The following is a 20817-nucleotide window of genomic DNA, read 5'->3' as shown; positions in this document are numbered from 1 at the left end:
CTCGCCCTCCTCAGGCCGCCGCGCGGGCGTAGCTGGTCTCGACCTCTTCCTTGAGGTCGGCCCAGATGGTGCGCGAATAATCGATGAAGCTCTGCTCGTAACGTATGTCGGCGACGACACGCGGGCGCGGCAGGTCGATCGAGTAGACGGATTTCACTGTCGCCGGCCCGGCGGTGAGCACATAGACCTTGTCGGCCAGCGCGATCGCCTCCTCGAGGTCGTGGGTAACGAACACCACCGACGCCTTCGCCTCCGACCATAGTCGCAACAGTTCCTCATGCATGAGCACGCGTGTCTGCACGTCGAGGGCCGAGAATGGCTCGTCCATCAGCAGGATCTCGGGGCCGTTGATGAAGGTCTGGGCGAGCGCCACACGCTTGCGCATGCCGCCGGAAAGCTGATGCGGATAATGCTGCTCGAACCGCGCCAGGCCGACGCGCGCCAGCCAGTCGCGCGCCGATGCCTCGGCCTGCGGCTTCGATTTGCCGCGAAACAGCGGTCCGGCCATGACGTTCTCGATCACCGTGCGCCATGGGAAAAGCGCGTCGGTCTGGAAAACGAAGCCGATGCGCGGATCGATGCCCTTGACCGGCGCGCCCATGACACGAACCTCGCCGGCGCTCGGGCTGGCGAGCCCGGTCACGAGATTGAGCGTCGTCGACTTGCCGCAGCCGGTCGGGCCGACGACGGCGACGAACTCGCCGCGTTCGACCGTCATGGTGAAATCGCGGAGCGCCGTCAGCGACTTGCCGGTGGGGGAGAGGAAGCGACGGCTGACATTGATCAGTTCGATCGCCGGAGCGGGTCTTTCGACTGCCATGGTGAAATACTCCAAGGCCGCGCGATCGCCACGCAGACGCATCGCCGGACACACTGATAGGGCTGATACAGGCGCGATGTCCGATTGACATCGCGCCGACGGTATCGGCTACTTCACGTTCTTGACGAATTCCGTGGTGTAGGTCTTCGAAAGATCGATCTGCTTGCCCTGCAGTTCCTTCTTGAAAGCCGACAGCACGGTGAGCACCGTCTCGGGGCCGCCCTCGGGCATCACGCCATCGGGGGTGAACATCGCCTTGCCGGCATCGAGGGCCTTCACATAGCCCTCCTTGTCGCCGACGTAGTAATCCTTCGGCATCTTTTCGGCGATCTCGGCGCCGCTGTGGGTGCTGATGAATTTCAGTGTCTTGACGAAAGCATTGGCAAGCTTCTGCGTCTCGTCCTTATGCGCTTCGACCCATTCGGTTTGCATATAGAGCGAGGCGGCCGGATAGGTGCCGCCCAGAGCCGCCTTGGTCCCTTCGATCGTGCGCATGTCGATCAACACCTTGGCCTCGCCGGTCTTGAGCAAGCGCGTGATCGTCGGCTCGGTCGTCATGCCGGCCTGGATCTTGTCCTGTTGCATGGCGGCGATGAAAGTATTGCCCGCGCCGACCGGCACCGAGGTGAACTCGCCGAGCTTCAGGCCGTTCTTGACCGCCAGGTATTCGGTCAGGAAGTTGGTTGAGGAGCCGAGACCCGTGACGCCGAGGCTCATGCCCTTGAAGTCGGCCGGCGACTTGATCTCGGGGTGCTTGGAGGAGACCAGCTCGACCTCGCCCGGCGCCTGGCTGAACTGGACGACGGATTCGACGAACTTGCCCTTGGCCTGCAGGTCGATGCAATGATCGTAGAAGCCGACCACGCCCTGCACGGCACCCGCCAGCATCTCGTTCTCGGCGTCGACGCCGGCAGGTTCGTTGAGCAGCTCGACATCGAGGCCTTCATCCTTGAAATAGCCGAGCGCCTCGGCGAGCTTCGCTGGCAGGTAGATCTGTTTTTCATAGCCGCCCACCATGATCGAGATCTTGTCGGCGGCCGAAGCCGTCGTTGCACCAGCGGCAACCGTGGCAACCGCCAGCAGCGCGGAACGAAGGGCCCATTTAGAGATGAAACCGGTCACGTAACTTCCTCCACCTGGCGGCGCGGCGCGCCGCATTTCCTCCTTACCGGCCACTCCCAGCCGGTTGCGTGGCGAACGCCACGAAACTGTCATGGCACGGCCAAGCTTTCAGCTGGCTTTCAGCGGTTTTAGCACCCGTTGAAACGAAATCCGGTGAAATTCCAGTCAAGAGTCAGCGAACCCGAGCACATCGCGCATGCCATACTCCCCGGGCGGCCGGAAGGCGACCCAGAGCGCCGCCGCGACGGCGCCGCGGGCGAACATCGAGCGGTCGCCGGCGAGATGCGAAAGCGTGAGCCTCTCGCCGTCGCTGAGAAAGCTGACGCTGTGCTCGCCGATGATGCTGCCGCCGCGCAGCACGGCAAAGCCGATCTCACCGGCGGAGCGCGGGCCGGTGACGCCGTCGCGGGCACGCTTCGCCACATCGTCCAGCCTGACGCCACGTCCTCGCGCAGCCGCTTCGCCCAACATCAGCGCCGTGCCCGACGGCGCGTCGACCTTGAGGCGATGATGTGCTTCGAAGATTTCGATGTCGCAGTCATCAGGCCCAAGCGCCGTTGCCGCCTGTTCGACCAGGCCGGTCAGCACATTCAGGCCGAGCGAATAGCTGCCGGAGCGCACGATGGCGATCTTCTTCGCCGCTTCCGCTATGGCTTGCAGATCAGCGACGTCAAAACCTGTCGAGCCGATCACCAGCGCCGGACCGCCGCGCGCGGCGCAAGCTTTTGCCAGTTCGGCAGAAGCCGCGGGCGTGGTGAAGTCGACGACCACATCGGCAAGCGCCAGCGCCTCGTCGCGCTCGACCAGCCCCTCTCCCGTGCTGCCCGGCCGATGGAAGCGGGCGACGAGTTCCAGTCGAGAATCGGCAGCGACTGTCTCGGCCATCTGCCGGCCCATGCGGCCGAGCGCGCCGGCGATGGCTATCCTGAGCGGCTGCGGCATGGCGATCCCTGTCGAAAGCTGAGTCGGAACAATCCTCTAGCATGCCGCCTTGGCAAATTGACTCAAACCGCGCCGTTGGTCTTCAGCATCATGCCGGCGATCTCCTTGACCAGCTTGGCGGCGACCAGCGCCGTCAGGTTGGAAAGGTCCTGGCGCGGATTGTATTCGACGACATCGGCGGCGACTATTCGTCGGTCTATTGCCTGGATCAGACCGATGACCTGGCGCGTGGTCAAGCCGCCGGGCTCACGGTGAGAGATACCGGGAGCGAAGGCCGGATTGAGAGCGTCGATATCCATCGAGATGTAGACAGGCGTCTGGAGGTCGAGCTGCAAGCCTTCCTTGAAATGCCGCATCTCCACCACCTCGACACCGAAGCGCTTGAACTGGTCGCGATGGTGATCATTGACGGTGCGCAGGCCGATCTGGATCAGCCGGTCGGCCAGCTTCTCTTCCATGATACGGGCGAAGGGCGAAGTGTGCGAACGCGGATTGTCGTCATAGGAATGATAAATGTCCGGATGCGCGTCGATATGGACAATCGTGAGGCTCCGGTAACGGCGGCGCACCGCGCGCAGCACCGGCCAGGAGATCGCATGGTCGCCGCCGAGCGAGATCAGCGGATGGCCGGCGTCGAGCGCGTGGCCCACCTCCGCCTCGATCCGCTGCCACGGGTCGCCACCTTGCGTGAAATCGATGTCGCCGTGGTCGACGAAGCGGTCCGTCAGGTCGAAGCCGGTTTCGGTCCAGGAACTGTAGGCGTCGCTGGCGAGCTCGCGCCGGATCAGCGGCGGCGCCTCAGCGGGCCCGCGCAGATAGGATGAATTCTCGTCATGCGGAATGCCCAGAAGCGAGACCTTGGCCACGACATCCTCCCTCGTTGCCGAGACAAGGGGCCTCTATAGACGCCGGAGCTGGCGGGCGCGACGAGAGGCGCTTGGGCCAGATGGGAGGCTAGGCGCCGGACTCTTCAGCTTTCCGCAGCCACACCTTGTTGTCGTGGACGGCGGCGCCACCATAGGGTGCCGGCGCATCGGCGCCGGTCAGGACGTTGATGCCTTCGCCGCGCTCATGCGCGCTGTTCGGCCAGATGCCTTCCGCGATCACCACGCCGCGCTTCAGGCCGTCGAAGAATTTTGCGTGCAGCACCACGTCGCCGCGCCGGTTGCCTACCTCGACACGGCCGCCATCCTCGATGCCGAGCGCTGCCGCATCCTGCGGGTGGACAAGCAGCTCCGGCCTGCCCTCCTTGGCCTTCGACACCGGCGTTTCGGCAAAGCTCGAATTGAGGAAATTGCGCGCCGGCGAGGTTGCCAGCCGGAACGGATGCTCCTCGTCCGCGACCTCGATCAGCTCGACATGGTCGGGGAGTTCCGGCAGCCGCTCGACCGGGCCGAACAGGCCCATGCTTCTCGGCGGCCGGTTGGGCGCCGACTGCCCGGTCCAGTTGGGCCGGAAGTGGAATTTCTTGTCCGCATGGCCGAAACCGTTGATGAAATGCGCGTCGTCGAAGTCGGGCTGCAGGTCGACCCACTTCTTCGCCTTCAGATTATCGAAGCTGCCGAGCCCGCGCTTGCCGAGGATGATGTCGATATGCTCGCGCTCGGTCAGGCCGAAGCCGGGCCGGTCGCCGACCCCGAGCCGCTTGCCGAGTTCCTCATTGACATAGTGGTTGGTGCGCGGCCCTTCCGGCGGCTCGATCAGCTTGGGACCGAGGGTGATGTGCTGGTTGCCGCCACCTTTGTAGATGTCATCATGCTCCAGGAACATCGTCGCCGGCAGCACGACATCGGCGAGCTTGGCCGTATCGGTCATGAACTGTTCGTGCACGCAGGTGAACAGGTCTTCGCGCAGAAAACCCTTTCTCACCAGCCGCTGCTCCGGCGCGACATTGGCCGGATTGGTGTTCTGGATCAGCATCGCCGTCACCGGAGGGCCGCCATAGAGCGCGTCGGCCGCGCCCGTCAGCACCGGGCCGATGCGCGAATGATCGAGATAGCGCACCTTCGGGTCGCGCATCGCGGTGCCCTCGAGCACGTCCTGGTTCAGCTTGAAGATGCCGGAATTGGAGTGGAAGGCGCCGCCGCCCTCATACTGCCAGGCGCCGGTGACGGCGGCGATGCAGGAGACGGCATGCATGTTGACGGAGCCGTTGCGCTGGCGTGCGAAGCCGTAGCCAAGGCGGAAATAGGTTTTCTTGGTCTTGCCGACGAGATAGGCGAATGCCTCGATCTCGGCGACGGACAGCCCGGTAATCGCGGCCGCCCATTCGGGCGTGCGCGTCTTCAAATGATCTTCCAACCCGCGCGGATCGTCGGTGTATTTCTCGAGATAGGAGCGGTCGGCGAGCCCGTCGCGGAACAGCACATGCATGACCGCGCAGGCGAGCGCGCCGTCGGTGCCGGGCTTCAGCACCAGGCCAAGATCGGCCTGCTTCATCGTGGCGTTGTCATAGATGTCGATGACGACGATCTTCGCCCCACGCTCCTTGCGCGCCCGCATCGCGTGGGTCATGACATTGACCTGGGTGACCACGGCATTGGTGCCCCAGATCACCACGCAGTCGGACTTCGCCATCTCGCGCGGATCAGGGCCGCGCAAGGCGCCCACACCCATCATCCAGCCGGTCCAGGCCAGATTGGTGCAGATCGAGCCGAAGAAACCGGAGTATTTCTTGGCGTGGCGCAGCCTTTCGATGCCGTCGCGCTGCACCAGCCCCATCGTGCCGGCATAGAAATAGGGCCAGACGGTTTCCGAGCCGTATTTCTCTTCGGCCGCGATGAATTTTTCCGCCACGAGATCGAGCGCCGCTTCCCAGCTCGCTTCCTTCCAGGCGCTCTCGCTCTTGGCGCCGGCTCGCACCAGCGGCTTCAGCAGCCTATCGGGATGGTGGACACGGTCGGCATAGCGGGCGACCTTGGCGCAGACGATGCCCGCCGTGTAGCTGTTCGCCTTGGCGCCATGCACGCGGCCGATGCGGTTGGTGTCGAGCAGCTCGACTTCGAGCGCGCAGGTGGAAGGACAGTCATGCGGACAGGCCGAATGGCCGATCCGGAGCTTGGCGTGCTGGTTCATGCGGGGGGTGTAGCGGGTTTTGGGGACGAGGTGTAGGGCCAGAGATTAGCCAATCTCCGACCTTGTGGGGGATATGTCGCCAAAGGCGACAGAGGGGTCGTTGCGCGTGAAGCGCCAGCGCCTTCGAGACAAAAGAGGGTGTTGGCGATCTAGGTGAGACGACCCCCTCTGGCCTGCCGGCCATCTCCCCCTCAAGAAGGGAGATCATGCTCTCACTCCGCGATCCCTTCCTCATACTCCGCGGACATGGTCAGCCACTTGTCTTCGTTTTGCGCCAGCGTCTGCGCCAGTTGCGAGCGTTCCTTGGCAAGCCGCGTCGCAGTCGAGGGGTCCTTTTCGTAGACTGCCGGATTGGCGAGTTCGTCCTCGATCAGGTCGATGCGTTTGCGGATGCGGTCCATCAGCGCCTCGGTGGCGCGGATCTCCTTGGCTAAAGGCTCGAGCGCGGCGCGGCGCTGGGCGGCTTCGCGGCGGCGGTCGGCCTTGGACGCCTTGTCGGCCTCCTTCTGCTCGCGGCGGTTGGAGGACACGCCGGTGACCAGCGTCTTATAGTCCTCGAGGTCGCCGTCATAAGGATTGACCGCGCCGTCCTTGACTAGCCAGAGCCGGTCGGCCGTCGCCTCGAGCAGGTGCCGATCGTGCGAGATCAGGATCACGGCGCCCGGAAAGTCGTTCAGCGCATGGATCAGCGATTCACGGCTGTCGATGTCGAGGTGGTTGGTCGGCTCGTCGAGGATGAAGAGGTTCGGGCCCTCGAAGGCCGATAAGCCCATCAGGAGGCGCGCCTTCTCGCCGCCGGACAGGTCTTTCGCCGCGGTGTTCATCTTCTCGGTCGAGAGACCGAACTGGGCGACGCGGGCGCGCACCTTGGCTTCCGGCGCATCCGGCATCAGCCGGCGCACATGCTCGTAAGCGTTTTCCTCCGGCCTGAGATCATCGAGTTGATGTTGGGCAAAGATCGCCACCTTCAGCCCAGGCGCGATCGTCATCGTGCCGGCCTCCTGCTTTAGCCGGCCGGACAGAAGCTTGCCGAAGGTCGACTTGCCGTTGCCGTTGGCACCGAGCAGCGCGATGCGGTCATCGGCATCGATGCGCAAGGTCATCTTCTTCAGGATCGGCTCACCAGGCGTATAACCGACACTGACGTTGTTGAGCGCAACGATCGGCGATGCCACCGTCTTCACCGGTTCCGGAAACGAGAATGGCCGCACCGTGTCGTTCACGATCGCCGCGATCGGCTTCATCTTTTCCAGCGCCTTGATGCGCGACTGCGCCTGCCTGGCCTTGGAGGCCTTGGCGCGGAAGCGCTCGACGAAGGATTCCATATGCTTGCGGGCGGCTTCCTGCTTGATGCGGCCCTTCTCCTGCTGTTCCTTTTGCTCGGTGTACTGGCGCTCGAACTGGTCGTAGCCGCCACGCCAGAAGGTCAGCTTCTTCTGATCGAGATGGACGATCGAGTTGACGGCGCGGTTGAGCAGGTCGCGGTCGTGCGAGATCAGCAAGACCGTGTGCGGATATTTGGAGACATAGTTCTCCAACCACAGTGTTCCTTCGAGGTCGAGATAGTTGGTCGGCTCGTCGAGCAAGAGAAGGTCCGGCTCGGAGAAGAGCACCGCGGCCAGCGCCACGCGCATACGCCAGCCGCCTGAGAAGGACGAGGCCGGACGCTTCTGCGCGGCATCGTCGAAGCCGAGGCCGGCAAGGATGGTCGCGGCGCGGGATTCGGCCGAATGGGCGTCGATATCGGCCAGCCGCGTGTGGATCTCGGCGATGCGATGCGGATCGGTCGCGGTCTTCTCTTCTTCGAGCAAGGCCTGGCGCTCGACATCGGCTTTCAGCACGATGTCGATCAGCGGCTCCTCGGTTCCCGGCGCTTCCTGCGCCACCTGGCCGATGCGCGTGCTCTTCGGCAGGCTGATAGAGCCGGTCTCCGAAGGGAAATCGCCGGTGATCGCCTTGAACAGCGTGGTCTTGCCGGTGCCGTTGCGACCGACGAGGCCGGCCTTGGTGCCGGCCGGCAGCGTCAATGAGGCATGATCGAGAAGCAGCCGCCCCGCCATGCGCAGCGTAAGATCGTTGATGATAAGCATAAGCGGGCTTTTGCACAGGACATCGGCGCTTCGCAAGAGCCAGCGCCTGGACGAGGGCCCTCCGCGCGCTGTCTACGGCCATTCGGCAAAAACTCGACGGACTGGAACCAGTTGCCTGCCGGAGCGTTTTGGAGCCCGTGATCCGCTATCTCGCCCTCGCCTTCATCTTCTTCCAGGTCGCCACGACAACCGCGCTGGCGACGCAGGTGGTTCTGTTCGAGGACGGGACCGCTCACATTGCTCTCGCCGCTGAACCCGCGAGCGGGCCGCAGGCCCAACCAGCCTCCTCCCAAGCGGCCAAGGTTGCGAGCCGGCTAGAGACGCGGGAGCCGGAACACCTGCTGATCCAAATCGATTCCGGAAAAACATCTTAGGCTTTGCCTATGATTGACGAAGAGGCTGACGGACAGGCCGCCAACTCTGCCGGCCCAATTCCCCTCAAGGAAAGATTGTCGTTCCTCCGCTTTCGCCAATCACCGGTCACACTTTGCTTGCCACGTCACAGGTTTGGCGTTGATCGCCGCTGTTGTCTCAACCTATGCTGGCGCGAGCGGCGGGTTCGGTTCAAGCAGAGGACAGATCAGATGCCGAGCAAGACCACGCTCCTTTCGGCCTCGCTGGCGGTCGCGATTTTCGCAGTCGTCGCCGGGCTTGCCATGCTTCTCACCAGTCCCGTGGCCCGTGCGGCAGCCATCGACTGCGCGGCAGCGAAGACGCAGGCCGACCTTGCAACCTGCACGGCCGCGAATGCCGCTTCGGCGGACGCGGGGCTCAATGCAGTCTACAAAGCGCTGGCGGGCCGCCTCGCTCCCGCCGACCTGTGGCGCCTGCGCGACGCGCAGCGCGCCTGGATCCCGTTCCGCGACAAGGAATGCGCCTTTCGCACTCAGCCCTATGCCGATGGCTCGGTGTATTCGAGCCTCGTCGAGACCTGCAAGGCGGAGTTGACCAAGGTGCGGCTGGCGCAGTTGCAGCACCAATTGCAATGCCCGGAAGGCGACCTCTCCTGCGTGCCGCAAAGCGGCGGCAATGCCGCGCCCACGAAGAACGCGCCTGCGGCGGCCGAGGCCGCGCCTGCGACGGCCAAGGCCGCGCCTGCGACGGCTGGCGCCGCGCCTGCGAAACCCGCCCCTGCCCAGTCAAGCCAGAACGACACGAAGCCATGCGTGCAATCGGCCGGCAAGGCGAAGTCGGACCAGTATGTCTCGCAGTGCATCCAGGTGTCGCCGGCGACCAATCCGCCCTGCAACGGGCAGAATGCATGCAGCATGATGATTGACGAGATCAAGCGCGGCTGCGCCATGATCGGCAACGACAACCCGCCGGGCTTCTGCTCTGCCTACAAGAACTAAGCCGCTCGCTCCTGCCTGCCTCGGCGATCAACATTCCCGGAGAAAGATCAACCCGGCGCAAAAAGACAACCGCAAGCTTGCCTTGTGCTCAATATTTATGCAGCAAGCGACCATGCCACCCAAAAAGGACAGCGAAATCTTGCCGGCCAAGCATGATGCTTATCAAAAATCGATTTCAGTTTTATCGCAAACCTGCAAATCTGTAGACGCGCCGTGAGTCGTGAGTGGGCGCCAACGATAACTTGGTCCCAACATACCTTGGCCCAGATACTTGGCCGCATCAGGAGCTCACGATGGATGGAGCGCCCAGCGATTTACGAACGTTGAGATATGTCGCGGAGATCACGCGCAAGCTGGCAAAAATGCTCTCGCATACGCGCTATCAGATGCTTGTCTATCTTCTTGAAATGACAGCGGTTGAAGCGGAGAGCCTTGCCGGCGAGCAAGATCCCAAACGCACTCGCCCGGTCAAGCCATCTCAGGCCCGCCCCAGCTAGTTCTAACAGTTCGTGCGCGGCCGACCGTTTGCTGCAAGGCGGTCCAGAACGGCCAGGCAGTTCAGCCTGCGCGCCTCGATGACCGACGGGTCGTCGCATTCAACAATAGCGCGCTCGAACCGGTCGAGCGCGTCGAGCGCGGCTAGCAGGTCGCCGGACGGCTCGCCCAGTGAAAACAGGATGCGCCGCGCCTTGACGCCGTTGGCAGCGTCCACCGAGGACTGGGCAGCCACCCCGCGGCGCAAAGCGTCGAGAGCAGCCCTACGGTCGCGCCATGACCACGGCGCGACGTCACCCGTTGCGGGTGCCATGCCTCAGGCCTTGGCTTTGCGCTTGCCCTTGCCTGCATCGCCCCCGGCCGGCTTGCGGCCGAGGCCGGACGATTTGGCCAACGCCGAGCGGGTCGCCGAATAGCTCGGCGCCACCATCGGATAGTCGGCGGGCAGGCCCCATTTCGCGCGGTATTCGTCCGGCGTCAGGCCGTGATCGGTCGCAAGGTGGCGCTTCAACGACTTGAACTTCTTTCCGTCCTCGAGGCACACGATGTGGTCGGGGAAAACCGAGCGCTTCGGGTTGACGGCAGGCGTCTGCGCCACCGCCTCCTTGACAACGCTGCCGCTGGCGAGCTTGCGCACCGAGGCGCTGACGCTGGCGATCAGGTCAGGCAGGCCAGAGGCAGGAAGCGGATTGTTGCCGACATAGGCCGAGACAATGTCGGCGGTCAGTTCGATTGCAGTCTTGTCGTCGAGGTTGGACAATTTTTTCACCTTCTGCTGGCCCTCAAATCGCCAGCTCTTTTTAAGACTTTCGTCGGTGTATCGAATTGGACGTGTCCCCCAACGGACCGTCCAGAGTCAGTAAAGCTACGAGACTCAATACCCGACGATGTTTCTACACGGACTGGAGATGCGCAAGTTAGGAATTCTAATAGCTATAGCGAATGCTTTATAGCACCGGCTGCCCGCCTGGATAGGTAAAAGGGGCTATAGCAATTCAACCTGCGGTAGGAGTTGCTGAAAAATCGAAGTTCAGACCAAGTTCCAGCACGGCAACGAGTAACCCGCCGGCCGGACAGTCGACCATGCGCGATTCGGCGCTGCCATGGCAAATCGCTCATTTGCCGGCGAGGCTGCGCCTGAGTTCCGCAGGCGGCGTGTCCGCGAGGACCTCCAGCACGCGCTTCCAGCGCGCGCAGCGGCCGAAATCCTTCTGCTCGATGGCCTTTTCCGCCTTCATGGCTGCATAGAGCAGCGCCTCCGCGCCAAACTCCCTGACCAACCAGCGCGCCTCCTGCCTGGCGCGGCGTTCGTCCTCGTCAACGGCCATTTTGGACATTGTGCCTGGTCTCCGTACCTTCGATGCCGACCGCAAGGCAGCTGCCAATGACGAGGACGGCGCCGGCAACCGCCGTCATCGACAGGCTTTCGCCCGACAAGGTCAGCAGAAACGTGGAAGCGATCGGCGCCAGATAGGCGACGATCGCTATCCTGCCGCCGTGGTCGAGCTTTGCCGCGCGTGACCAGAAATAGTAGCCGAGCCCCATCGGGCCGATGCCGAGATAGAGGCCGAGCAGAAGGTGCGCGACGCTCGGGCGCACGACGCCGTCATGCAGGCACCAGGCGAAGGTGAGCGCGACGCCGATCAGCGCCGAGGGCAAAAGCAGACGCTCGGGCGACACGGCAAGGCGGCCGACCGTGAGCGAGTAGAAGGCCATGCAGAGCGCTGAGCCGAAAGCGGCAAGATAGCCGACGAGGCTGCCACCTTCAAACCAGGCCCTGCTGGACCAAAGATGCGCACGGCCGCCGGAAATCACCAGCGCCACGCCGACAAAGCCAAGCGCCGCCGCCAGCCCGAGCAACAGCGGACGCCGCGGCCGGCCAAGCAGTATGACGGCCGCGGCGGTGATCAGCGGCCAAGTATAGGCGACGAGGTTTGCCTCGATAACCGGTACCGAGGCGAAACCGATATATTGCAGGACCATCGTGCCGACCAGGCCGAGGAAACCGACCGCGTAGGCGAGCGCAGCATTTCCCTTCTCGCCTTGTGGGATCCGAAGGACGGGAGAAGGGAAGAACCGGATCAGCGCGAAGACCAGGGTCGCGCCGCAAAATTGCAGGAACTGCACTAGCGACACCGGATAAGCGGCAAGCAACGTCTTGCCGACCAGTGCGTTGGTCGCCCACAGCGCCACGGCGCCGAGGGCGAAGGCAAGCACCGCCCCGTGGGCGCCGGGACGGCTTTGGCTTTCCGGCACGACCGGACCGAAGCTCAGCGACACTGAGGGTGGCTGACACTCGATCGGATCGTTGGTCATTACCAAGACTCCCTCGCCCCGCCGGAAACCGCTTCCGCCGTCGGCTGCGGCACAGGATGCTCCTCGGCATGGCGGCGGTAGGCGGGCAGCTGGTTGGTCCAGACATCCTCGGCCAACTCGTTCACCCAGGCACGGTCATGGTCGTTGTCGGCGGCAAGATAGAACATGCGGTTGTCGTCGACATAGGGTTTGATCGCCGAGCGCTGATTGAGCACCAGCGTGACGCGATCGCCGAGCTGGATCGGCGCGGTGCGGTGGAGCACGCCGAGGAACTGGCCGAGCGTGGCGTAGTTCATCTTGTGATCGATGCGCATGATTTTGTTGCGCGGCAACTCGCGGCCGGATTCGAGGATCGAGCGGCCGGTCTCGGAATCGTCGCAGTAGATTTCAAGATGACCGCCGATGAGCGGATCGCTGATCGACAGCGGAATGAGCTCCGTCACCGGAACGCCGTCGCAATGCCATTCGACCGCGCCGTCCCTGGGGTTCATGAAAGTGACGGTCGAGCCGACGATCGACAGCGGATACGGCTCGAGCTTGGTGCCCATCATGTCGGACAGCCCTTCCAGGCGCAGCTTGTCGTGCAGGAGTTCCTTGATCTCCGGAATATAGCGATCGGCCCCGGTGATGAAGGTGAGGTCGAGGTGCTTGTGCACGGCATGGCTGGCCTTCAACTTCAGGGCCGCTTCTTCGATGGCGGCAAGCAGAGCCGGGTCGTAACCGTGACGATACTGGGCAACGCCGAAACCCGACACTTTCCAGGAGGTCTCGTGACCAATGATGGCCTCGCGGCTCATTGCACAGCGCAGTTCGGGAATTGTATGGGCGTTCATTCTATTTTCTCCAGATGGGGGCAACACTTGGTTAACAGTCATTTAAACGCCTACCCCTGTAAATTTAGGAATGCTGGTGGTAGCGTAAGCCCAGCTTAAGGTCGAAAAACCCCGTGCGTCTGCTCAGTCAGGTCAACCTCAATTCGCTGAAAATCGTGGAGAGCGCCGCGAGACACAGGAATTTCACGCGCGCCGGCGAAGAGCAGTTCATCACCGCTTCCGCCGTCAGCCAGCGCGTGAAGAGCCTGGAGGATCAGCTGCGCTTCAAGATCTTCGAGCGCGGCGGCAATGCGGTGTCGCTGACGCCGGAGGGCGAGACCTATGTGGCGCGCGTGCGCGAGGCGCTGGAGCGCATCGTGGCGGCCAGCATGGAGGCAACCGGCCAGTCGCAGGCGCATGTACTGCGGATCTGCGTGCTGCCGACCTTCGCGGCGCGCTGGTTGTTTCCGCGGCTTTCGGCCTTCCAGCATCAATATCCCGACATCGAGATGCGGGTGTCGACCTCTTACGCCACGCATGAATTCTCGATTTCCGAATACGACCTCGAAATCCGTTATGGCGACGGCAATTTCCCCGGTCTCACGTCGGAGCTGCTGTTCAAGGAAGATCTGACGCCGGTGTGCAGCCGCAAGCTCTTCCACGAGGTGCTGGGCGACAAACCGCTGTCGAAGGTGGTGCCGGAGGACCTGCGCTACTTCACGCTGCTGCACTCCGACACGTGCACGCAGAACTGGCAGTCGTGGCTGGGCTTTGCCGGCGCGAGCTTCGTGCTTGGCGAAACGAGGAGCGTCTATTTCGATAGCTGCATGATGTCCTACGAAGCGGCCAATGCCGGCATGGGCTTTGCCGTCGCCAACCGCGCTTATATGGCAAGCGACATCCGCGCCGAACGGCTGGTGGCGCCCTTCGCGGTCCACCAGCCCAACACGGCGGGCTGGTATTTCGTCAGCCCTATCAAGGCCCTCGGGGCCCGCAAGGTCGAGCTGTTCAAGCGGTGGATCATGGCCGAAGCGGCGCTGACGCAGCGCCAGTTGGACATCGAGATCGCCAACGTGCCGGTGCGGCGCGTGGCGATGGCGTGAAGAGCACGCTTCCACAAATGCTCACTTGAGCGAACCTTCGGCGGCCCTCGCAATGGCTGGCCCTGCCGAATTTCGTGATTTCCGGTGGCTCTATAGCCGGCTAGCGCGATCACGCCATGACGCGATGTCGAGACTCAGCTATGTTGGATTGTGCGGCGGGCCTGATTTTCCCGCTTGGCCGGCGCTACCCAGCTTCCTCCCAAGCAGCGCCGGCCTTCTTCGTTTCGACGATAATCTTGGCAGGCCGGCCTTGGCGCTATTGCTTCGGCGGCGTGCCCGGCTGGTCTCCGCCGGTGGTCGATTTCGGCACCGGGTTTTTATCGACCTGAGGGTTCTGGTTGACCTCATTGCTCGGCGCCTTGGTGGGCTGCACATTGTTGTCGCAGGCGGCGAGCGCGAGCCCTGCCGCAAGAGCCAGCAGTACAGGACGTTTCTTCATGACGACCTCCTCTCGTTCGCCGCTTTCATGAGGGGCAAACGAGGCGGTGGCGGTTTGGTTGCGTGGACCGGCGGGAACCAACTGACCCCGAGTCCGGTTGAAATCCCGAGCCAATCGAACGCAACGAGGAACTGAACATGGTCCGCCTTCTGCTTGCCGGCCTTTTTGCCTACACCGCCTATCGCGTTGCCGTGAGGATCATCGACGAGGTGCCTGGAAACGTCGCGCCGCTGGATATGCCGGGCGACGAAAGGCGCAGGCTGCGGCGGCAGTCGGCCGCGATGGGAGTCGAGCCGAAGCGGTAACGGCTGTTTCGGGTGGGAATAGCCGCTTCCGATGAATATAGCCCCTTCCGATGAATCGTGGATGCCGGCGCAGCCCCTCTCGGCCGCTTCGCGGCCACCTCTCCCCGCTCGCGCGGCGCGAGGAAATTATTGCGAACAAAGGGGAAACGATGCTTGATGGGCGATGAACATCGCCGCCCGTGATTCGTCCTTCGAGACGCCCGCCTATCTTGGCCGGCTGAACGACGAGCAGCGGCTGGCGGTGGTGCATGGCGACGGCAAGGTGGCGGCGCCGCTGCTGGTGATCGCCGGCGCAGGGTCCGGCAAGACCAACACGCTGGCGCATCGCGTCGCCCATCTCGTCGTCAAGGGCGCCGATCCGCGCCGCATCCTGTTGATGACCTTCTCACGCCGCGCCGCCGCCGAAATGGCCAAGCGCGTCGAGCGCATTGCCGGCGAGGTGCTGGGCCGCGACGCGGCAATCATCGCCGACGCGCTGGCCTGGGCCGGCACGTTTCATGGCATCGGCGCGCGACTGCTGCGCGACTATGCCGAGCAGATCGGCCTCGATCCCGCCTTCACCATCCATGATCGCGAGGATTCCGCCGACCTGATGAACCTTGCCCGGCACGAGCTGGGATTCTCGAAGACCGAAAGCCGTTTCCCGACGAAGAGCGCCTGCCTGCAGATTTATTCGCGGGCGGTGAATGCGCAGGCGCCGCTGGGTGAAGTGCTGGGCTCCGCCTTCCCCTGGTGCGCGGCATGGGCGGACCAGCTGAAGGAGCTGTTCGCGGCTTACGTCGAGGCCAAGCAGGCGCAGAACGTGCTCGATTACGACGACCTGCTGCTCTACTGGGCGCAGATGGCGGCCGAGCCCGAGATCGCCGCGCATCTCGGTTCCCGCTTCGACCACGTGCTGGTCGACGAGTACCAGGACACCAACCGGCTGCAGGCCTCGATCCTGCTGGCGCTGAAGCCCGACGGCGCCGGGCTGACCGTAGTGGGCGACGACGCGCAGTCGATCTATTCCTTCCGCGCCGCGGAAGTGCGCAACATCCTTGATTTCCCGAAACAATTCGCAAAGCCCGCCGAGATCGTCATGCTGGAGCGCAATTACCGCTCGACCGTGACGATTCTGGCCGCCGCCAACAAGGTGATCGGCGAAGCCAGCGAGCGCTTCACCAAGAATCTGTGGACCGAGCGCCAGTCTTCGCACAAGCCGCAGTTGGTCAGCGTGCGCGACGAGGCCGAGCAAGCCAATTATGTCTGCCAGGCGATCCTGGCCGAACGCGAGGCCGGCACAGCGCTGAAGGCGCAGGCGGTGCTGTTTCGCACCTCGAGCCACAGCGGACCGCTGGAGGTGGAGCTGACGCGCCGCAACATCCCCTTCGTCAAGTTCGGCGGCTTGAAATTCCTCGACGCCGCGCATGTGAAGGACATGCTGGCCATGCTGCGCTTCGCCGAGAACCCGCGCGACCGTGTCGCCGGTTTCCGCGTGCTGCAACTCATGCCGGGCATCGGCCCCTCCGCCGCCTCGCAGATCGTGGACGCCATGACGACGTCGCTCGACGAAACGCTGGGCCTTGCCCGCTTCCGGCCGCCGCAGCGCGCCGCGCAGGATTGGCCGGTCTTCCTCGACATCTATAGCGGGCTGCGCGCGGGCGCCAAATGGCCGGCCGATCTGGAACGGATCAGGCTCTGGTACGAGCCTCATATGGAGCGTATCCATGAGGACGCGATCACGCGACGCGCCGACCTCCTGCAGCTCGAGCAGATCGCATCGACCTATCCGTCGCGAGAGCGCTTCCTGACCGAGCTCACCCTCGATCCGCCCGACGCCACAAGCAACCAGGCCGGGCCGCCGCATCGCGACGAGGATTACCTCATCCTGTCGACCATCCATTCGGCGAAGGGCCAGGAATGGAAGAACGTCTTCGTGCTCAACACGGTAGACGGCTGCATCCCGGCCGATCTCGGCGTCGGCACCAAGGAGGACATTGAGGAGGAGCGGCGCCTGCTCTATGTCGCGATGACCAGGGCCAAGGACAGCCTGCATCTGGTGGTGCCGCAGCGTTTTTATCCGCACAACCAGGCGGCGCGCGGCGACCGCCATGTCTATGCCTCGCGCACCCGCTTCATCCCGGCCTCGATGCTTTCGGCTTTCGAACAATCGTCCTGGGCAAGCGCGGCGCTCAAGGACGACCCGCGCCAGAAGCCGGGCGTCAAGGTCGATCTCGGCGCCCGCATGCGCGGCATGTGGAAATAGGCTGCCTGGCCTCTCCAGCCGACCACCAGGGCCGCTCGGCGTTCGCTAGAGTCGCTTGGCTGCTCCAACTCCAGGCGTTGAAGCCTTTGGTTCAGGCGAGGGATCAAGTCCAATGCGGAAAAATCCGCATGCGCGGAACTTCCGGTCGCAAGCCGCGTTGTGTGGCGTCCTTCCCCAGACCGGAGGCCCGCCGCCTCCGCAGCCAACAGACGAGGTCCGAATGCACGACAGGACGTTCTTCACCCCGGTCGCCCTCAGCGTCGGCGCCGGCCACAAGCGCATGATCGCCTCGCTGTTCGACATGCATGACTTCCTGACCGAGTTTCCGCCCTCGCGCCGGCGCCTCAGCTACGGCGCCGCGGTGAAGGCCTGCGAGGCCGCGCGGAGTGGAGAAATCTCGGTCGAGGCCGCGCGCGATGCGCTGATCACCTTCGCGGTGACGGCCGGCGTGCTCTGGCCTTCGGAGCCGCCGATCGTCTCGGTCAAGCCGGTGGCGCGCGGCTGTGGCGGCTTCGCAGCCTGACAACAAGGTACTACCCTTTCGGGAGTCCTGCCACTTATGAACCGACCCCCGCAGGTCAGTTCACCGAGGCGGGCATTTCCGCGCCGTTATTCCGGCTTGGCGGCCGCCGGCGAAGCTTCGGCGATCGGCGCGGCCGGCCCAGCCGCGGTCACGAAGGGATAGACGAGCTGCTGGTGATAGAGCTGCGGCACCGGCTCGTCGACACCGTATTTTTCCGGCATATGTTGCGGCATGAACAAGGTGCCGATCATGTCGAGGACGGACAACTGGGCGGCGAAATTCCTGTCATAGGCCTGGCGTTCGTTGGCATGATGCCAGTGATGAAACTGCGGCGAGGCAATCAGCCATCTCAGCGGCCCGAACTTGATGCGGGTGTTGGCGTGGATGAACACCGACTGCCAATGATAGATCAGCACATAGATGAGAAGCGCCTCGCCTGAAAAACCCAGCGCGAAGAGCGGCAAGAACGAAGCCGACTTGGTCAGGATCTGGTCCACCGGGTGCACGCGGTGGGCTGCCAGCCAATCCATCTCCTCGATCGAGTGATGGATAGCGTGAAAACGCCACAGGAACGGCACCGCGTGAAAGGCGCGATGGGCAAGGTAGAAGCCTATATCGGCGATGATCAAGGCCTCGATCACCTGCAGCCATAAAGGCTGTGACTGGAGGGCGGCGGGAAGCGCCTCGGGAACGACGCGCGGGACCACCAGCATCGCAGCGCCGATCACCAGCAACAGGCCGAACTTGATGACGATGCCGTTGAAGAGCAGATAGAAGACGTCGTTCAGCCAATGCCGGCGCGTAGCCGATTGCTCGGCATGCAGCGGCAGGAGCTGCTCGAGCGGAATGAAGATGAGGGCGATGACCAGCACCGCCTTGTAGTCGATGAGATCGAACACGGTCGCTCGCGGATCGGCTGAGGCCAGTCTCCGACACTAGCCGCCAAAGGATGAACGGACCGTTGCCGGCCAGAGCATGATGCAATTGAATTAGTGGACCGTGCCAGACGCGTCGCCCGCCGGCGTGCCGCGCGGGATTTCGAAGCTCACCTGGTCGCGGCCATTTGACTTGGCCTTGTAGAGATGGCGGTCGGCGACCTGGAACATGTCATGGTAGGTGGTCGGGCCGCTGAAGGCGGTGCCGCCGATGCTCACAGAAAGCGGCCAGGGCCGCCCGCCGGGTGCAAACTCGGCCTCGCGGATGCGGCGCCTGATGGATTCGGCGACCAGAAAGGAGCGTGCGGCGTCGGCGCCGGGCAGGAAGACCGCGAACTCCTCGCCGCCGATGCGTCCGACAATGTCGGCGCCGTGCAGTTGCCCTTTGATCGTCGCGGCGATCAACCTGAGCGCCTGGTCGCCGCAATCGTGACCGAGGCGGTCGTTGATCGATTTGAAGTGGTCGGCATCGACGATCAGCAGCGCGCCGGTGTCGGCGACCGTTTGGCCGCGCGCCCGCTCGAGATATGCCTCGACCAGCATCGAGAAGGCGCCGCGGTTGAAAACCGCCGTCAGGCTGTCGGTCGCGGCAATGACGCCGAGTTCCTTCTGCGTGATGGCCAGCTGGCGCATCTTCCACATCAGGAAGAACAGGAAGGAGCCGCCAAGGATAAGCGGCAGGAAAAGATCGGTGAGTTGCGCCCAAAGCAGCGCCTGCGGCGACAGCGAGGGAAAATTGAAGGAATCGACGAAGAAGGCGGCGGCAATGAAAAAGGCGGTACCGGCGGCGGTGACCACCACGACCCTGCCCCAACTTGTCGGGGACAAATCGATGCGCATTTCATTGCTCCTACTGCACTGGCTTATTGTGGAGCGCGAGCGCAAAAGAAGTCCTAAAATATTAGCTTCGATGCAAATGTGGTTAACACGCCGTCCGCACCGCCCGCGGTGGTGGGCAAGCAGAAAACGCACCGGGGAGGTGGCAGGCTCTCCGACTGGCCGGAGGTCCTCGTCAGCGCACCGCCGGTCGCAGACGGCAACGCGGTAGGAGTGCCGCAGAGCCTCACAGCCGGTTCGACACTCCCCGTTGAGCCGTTGGTATTGCCCCGCTGCAATCGGTCGATTGTCCAGCGGGAGAACAATATCGGCTTCAATGCAAGCTCGGTGCGCGCAGCGATGACGCGAAGCAACCGGCAGGCCCGCCCATGGCGGGCTCTGCCTTTTAGTGGGCGGTCGAGCTGCCCGAACCACCCACGGTGCCACCGATTCCACCGGTCGAGGTATTGCCGGAACCCATGGTGGAGCCGGCGGCCGAGCCGCTGATGCCGGCGTTGAAGCCGCCAGAGCCGCCCAACGTGCCGGTGCCGCCGACGCCGCTGGTCGCACCGAACGAGGTGCCGGTGGTCGTGCCCGCGGCGGCGCCGATCGAGCCGGTAGTGCCGGCGTTGAAGTCGCCGGAGCCGCCCAACGTGCCGATGCCGCCGACGCCGCCGATCGCACCGAACGAGGTGCCGGTGGTCACGCCTGCGGCGCCGCCGGTCGAGCCAGCGGTGCCGGCGTTGACGCCGCCGGAGCCGCCCACTACGCCGGTGCCGCCGACAACGCCGGTCGCACCGAACGAGGTGCCGGTGGTCGTGCCCTCGACGCCGCCGATCGAGCCGGTAGTGCCGGCGTTAAAGCCGCCGGAGCCGCCCACGCCGACGCCACCGATGCTGCTGCCAAAGCCCGTGCCGAGACCGGTCGAACCGCCCATCGAGGAGCCCGCGCCGGTGATCGCGCCGCCCGGACTGCCCGCAGTCACGCCGGTGTTGCCGATACCAAAGCCGATGTCGAGACCAGCGGCATTCGCCGGCAGGGCGAGAATGGCGATGCCGCCGACCAATGTGCCCGCGATTTTTTCTGTGCCCGCGATTTTTTCTACGATACCATTCATGGCATTCTCCTTCGTTGCCACATTTTTCCGCATCGCCGGTTCCTTGATGTTGGTTTGATCAACAATTGGCTCGCGGAAAAGCCCGGACGATGCTGTGCTCAGGCGTAGGCGCGACCTTCCTCGGAGCGCTGGAACAGCGCCAGGTCGAGCGGCACCGAGGGCCGGCCGAGCACCGTGAGCACCATATGCGCCTGGCCGCGATGGTGGGTCTGGTGGTTGAAGAAATGTCCGAGCGCCGGCGAAAGGCGCTGCGAGACGGTGCGCATGTCGACGGTCATGTAGGAGAAACGGCCGGCGAGCGCCTTGTCGG

The 20817-nt window shown here is 63.9% G+C and carries 23 protein-coding genes; 7 read left to right on the top strand and 16 right to left on the bottom strand.

Annotation, left to right across the window (positions count from 1 at the left end):
- Positions 1–10 precede the first annotated feature (10 nt).
- The 6 genes from LB553_RS11010 to LB553_RS10985 form a co-directional block, all read right to left on the bottom strand.
- A complete protein-coding gene (locus tag LB553_RS11010; RefSeq protein ID WP_224513094.1) occupies positions 11–820 on the bottom strand; it encodes an ABC transporter ATP-binding protein in 810 nt (269 codons plus the stop codon).
- Between the two features lie 108 nt (positions 821–928).
- Positions 929–1930, bottom strand: coding sequence for an ABC transporter substrate-binding protein (locus LB553_RS11005; protein ID WP_412033332.1), 1002 nt, complete (start codon positions 1928–1930; stop codon positions 929–931).
- Positions 1931–2107: 177 nt separating this feature from the next.
- The gene (gene dapB / locus LB553_RS11000) at positions 2108–2884 is read right to left on the bottom strand and encodes a 4-hydroxy-tetrahydrodipicolinate reductase (RefSeq protein ID WP_224513093.1); all 777 of its coding nucleotides are present in this window, start codon (positions 2882–2884) and stop codon (positions 2108–2110) included.
- 62 nt (positions 2885–2946) lie between these two features.
- Positions 2947–3750 (bottom strand): agmatinase, encoded by an 804-nt coding sequence (gene speB, locus LB553_RS10995; protein WP_224513092.1) that lies wholly within the window; start codon positions 3748–3750, stop codon positions 2947–2949.
- An 88-nt stretch (positions 3751–3838) separates the two neighbouring features.
- Positions 3839–5959 carry a molybdopterin oxidoreductase family protein gene (locus LB553_RS10990; protein ID WP_224513089.1) on the bottom strand — a complete coding sequence of 707 codons (2121 nt, stop codon included), beginning with the start codon at positions 5957–5959 and terminating at the stop codon, positions 3839–3841.
- Between the two features lie 212 nt (positions 5960–6171).
- Positions 6172–8049, bottom strand: a complete 1878-nt coding sequence (locus LB553_RS10985; RefSeq protein ID WP_224513087.1) for an ABC-F family ATP-binding cassette domain-containing protein — start codon at positions 8047–8049, stop codon at positions 6172–6174.
- 137 nt (positions 8050–8186) lie between these two features.
- On the opposite strand from LB553_RS10985, the gene LB553_RS10980 reads away from it, so the two are divergent.
- The 3 genes from LB553_RS10980 to LB553_RS10970 all read left to right on the top strand — a co-directional run bounded on the left by LB553_RS10980 (position 8187) and on the right by LB553_RS10970 (position 9898).
- Positions 8187–8423 carry a hypothetical protein gene (locus LB553_RS10980; protein WP_224513083.1) on the top strand — a complete coding sequence of 79 codons (237 nt, stop codon included), beginning with the start codon at positions 8187–8189 and terminating at the stop codon, positions 8421–8423.
- Between the two features lie 210 nt (positions 8424–8633).
- Positions 8634–9401: a lysozyme inhibitor LprI family protein gene (locus LB553_RS10975; protein ID WP_224513081.1), complete on the top strand. Its 768-nt coding sequence runs from the start codon at positions 8634–8636 to the stop codon at positions 9399–9401.
- A 293-nt stretch (positions 9402–9694) separates the two neighbouring features.
- Positions 9695–9898, top strand: coding sequence for a hypothetical protein (locus LB553_RS10970; protein WP_224513079.1), 204 nt, complete (start codon positions 9695–9697; stop codon positions 9896–9898).
- A gap of 2 nt (positions 9899–9900) precedes the next feature.
- On the opposite strand, the gene LB553_RS10965 is transcribed toward LB553_RS10970, so the two are convergent.
- The 5 genes from LB553_RS10965 to LB553_RS10945 all read right to left on the bottom strand — a co-directional run bounded on the left by LB553_RS10965 (position 9901) and on the right by LB553_RS10945 (position 13045).
- Positions 9901–10209: a hypothetical protein gene (locus LB553_RS10965; protein ID WP_224513076.1), complete on the bottom strand. Its 309-nt coding sequence runs from the start codon at positions 10207–10209 to the stop codon at positions 9901–9903.
- 3 nt (positions 10210–10212) lie between these two features.
- Positions 10213–10656 (bottom strand): MucR family transcriptional regulator, encoded by a 444-nt coding sequence (locus LB553_RS10960; protein WP_224513073.1) that lies wholly within the window; start codon positions 10654–10656, stop codon positions 10213–10215.
- Between the two features lie 355 nt (positions 10657–11011).
- Positions 11012–11233 (bottom strand): hypothetical protein, encoded by a 222-nt coding sequence (locus LB553_RS10955; RefSeq protein ID WP_224513072.1) that lies wholly within the window; start codon positions 11231–11233, stop codon positions 11012–11014.
- Positions 11214–12212 (bottom strand): DMT family transporter, encoded by a 999-nt coding sequence (locus LB553_RS10950; RefSeq protein ID WP_224513070.1) that lies wholly within the window; start codon positions 12210–12212, stop codon positions 11214–11216. Before LB553_RS10950 ends, LB553_RS10955 begins: the two co-directional genes overlap by 20 nt.
- Positions 12212–13045: a hypothetical protein gene (locus LB553_RS10945; protein ID WP_224513068.1), complete on the bottom strand. Its 834-nt coding sequence runs from the start codon at positions 13043–13045 to the stop codon at positions 12212–12214. Before LB553_RS10945 ends, LB553_RS10950 begins: the two co-directional genes overlap by 1 nt.
- A gap of 113 nt (positions 13046–13158) precedes the next feature.
- Between LB553_RS10945 and LB553_RS10940 the strand changes: the two genes are divergently transcribed.
- Complete coding sequence (locus LB553_RS10940) at positions 13159–14127, top strand: LysR substrate-binding domain-containing protein (RefSeq protein WP_224513065.1); 969 nt, start codon at positions 13159–13161, stop codon at positions 14125–14127.
- Positions 14128–14383: 256 nt separating this feature from the next.
- Here the strand turns inward: LB553_RS10940 and LB553_RS10935 are convergent, their stop codons facing one another.
- Entirely contained in the window at positions 14384–14566 is a 183-nt protein-coding gene (locus LB553_RS10935; protein ID WP_224513063.1) for a hypothetical protein, read from the bottom strand.
- Positions 14567–14703: 137 nt separating this feature from the next.
- Here LB553_RS10935 and LB553_RS10930 point away from each other — a divergent pair, with 137 nt between their 5' ends.
- The 3 genes from LB553_RS10930 (at position 14704) to LB553_RS10920 (ending at position 17639) form a co-directional block, all read left to right on the top strand.
- On the top strand, positions 14704–14871 hold the full coding sequence (locus LB553_RS10930) for a hypothetical protein (protein ID WP_095767064.1): 168 nt from the start codon (positions 14704–14706) through the stop codon (positions 14869–14871).
- A 163-nt stretch (positions 14872–15034) separates the two neighbouring features.
- Positions 15035–17116 carry an ATP-dependent helicase gene (locus LB553_RS10925; protein ID WP_224513061.1) on the top strand — a complete coding sequence of 694 codons (2082 nt, stop codon included), beginning with the start codon at positions 15035–15037 and terminating at the stop codon, positions 17114–17116.
- 220 nt (positions 17117–17336) lie between these two features.
- Positions 17337–17639 (top strand): DUF982 domain-containing protein, encoded by a 303-nt coding sequence (locus LB553_RS10920; protein ID WP_224513059.1) that lies wholly within the window; start codon positions 17337–17339, stop codon positions 17637–17639.
- A gap of 86 nt (positions 17640–17725) precedes the next feature.
- On the opposite strand, the gene LB553_RS10915 is transcribed toward LB553_RS10920, so the two are convergent.
- The 4 genes from LB553_RS10915 to LB553_RS10900 all read right to left on the bottom strand — a co-directional run.
- A complete protein-coding gene (locus LB553_RS10915; protein WP_224513056.1) occupies positions 17726–18538 on the bottom strand; it encodes a sterol desaturase family protein in 813 nt (270 codons plus the stop codon).
- 90 nt (positions 18539–18628) lie between these two features.
- Positions 18629–19414 (bottom strand): GGDEF domain-containing protein, encoded by a 786-nt coding sequence (locus LB553_RS10910; protein ID WP_224513054.1) that lies wholly within the window; start codon positions 19412–19414, stop codon positions 18629–18631.
- A gap of 382 nt (positions 19415–19796) precedes the next feature.
- Complete coding sequence (locus tag LB553_RS10905; protein ID WP_224513052.1) at positions 19797–20507, bottom strand: hypothetical protein; 711 nt, start codon at positions 20505–20507, stop codon at positions 19797–19799.
- A 98-nt stretch (positions 20508–20605) separates the two neighbouring features.
- A partial coding sequence (locus LB553_RS10900; protein WP_318011491.1) for a DinB family protein occupies positions 20606–20817 on the bottom strand: 212 nt, incomplete at its 5' end.

The sequence above is a fragment of the Mesorhizobium sp. CA8 genome (genome assembly GCF_020164955.1).
GTDB lineage: Bacteria > Pseudomonadota > Alphaproteobacteria > Rhizobiales > Rhizobiaceae > Mesorhizobium.
Note: the sequence above shows the minus strand (reverse complement) of the source record. Positions and strands in the feature narration are given on the sequence as shown.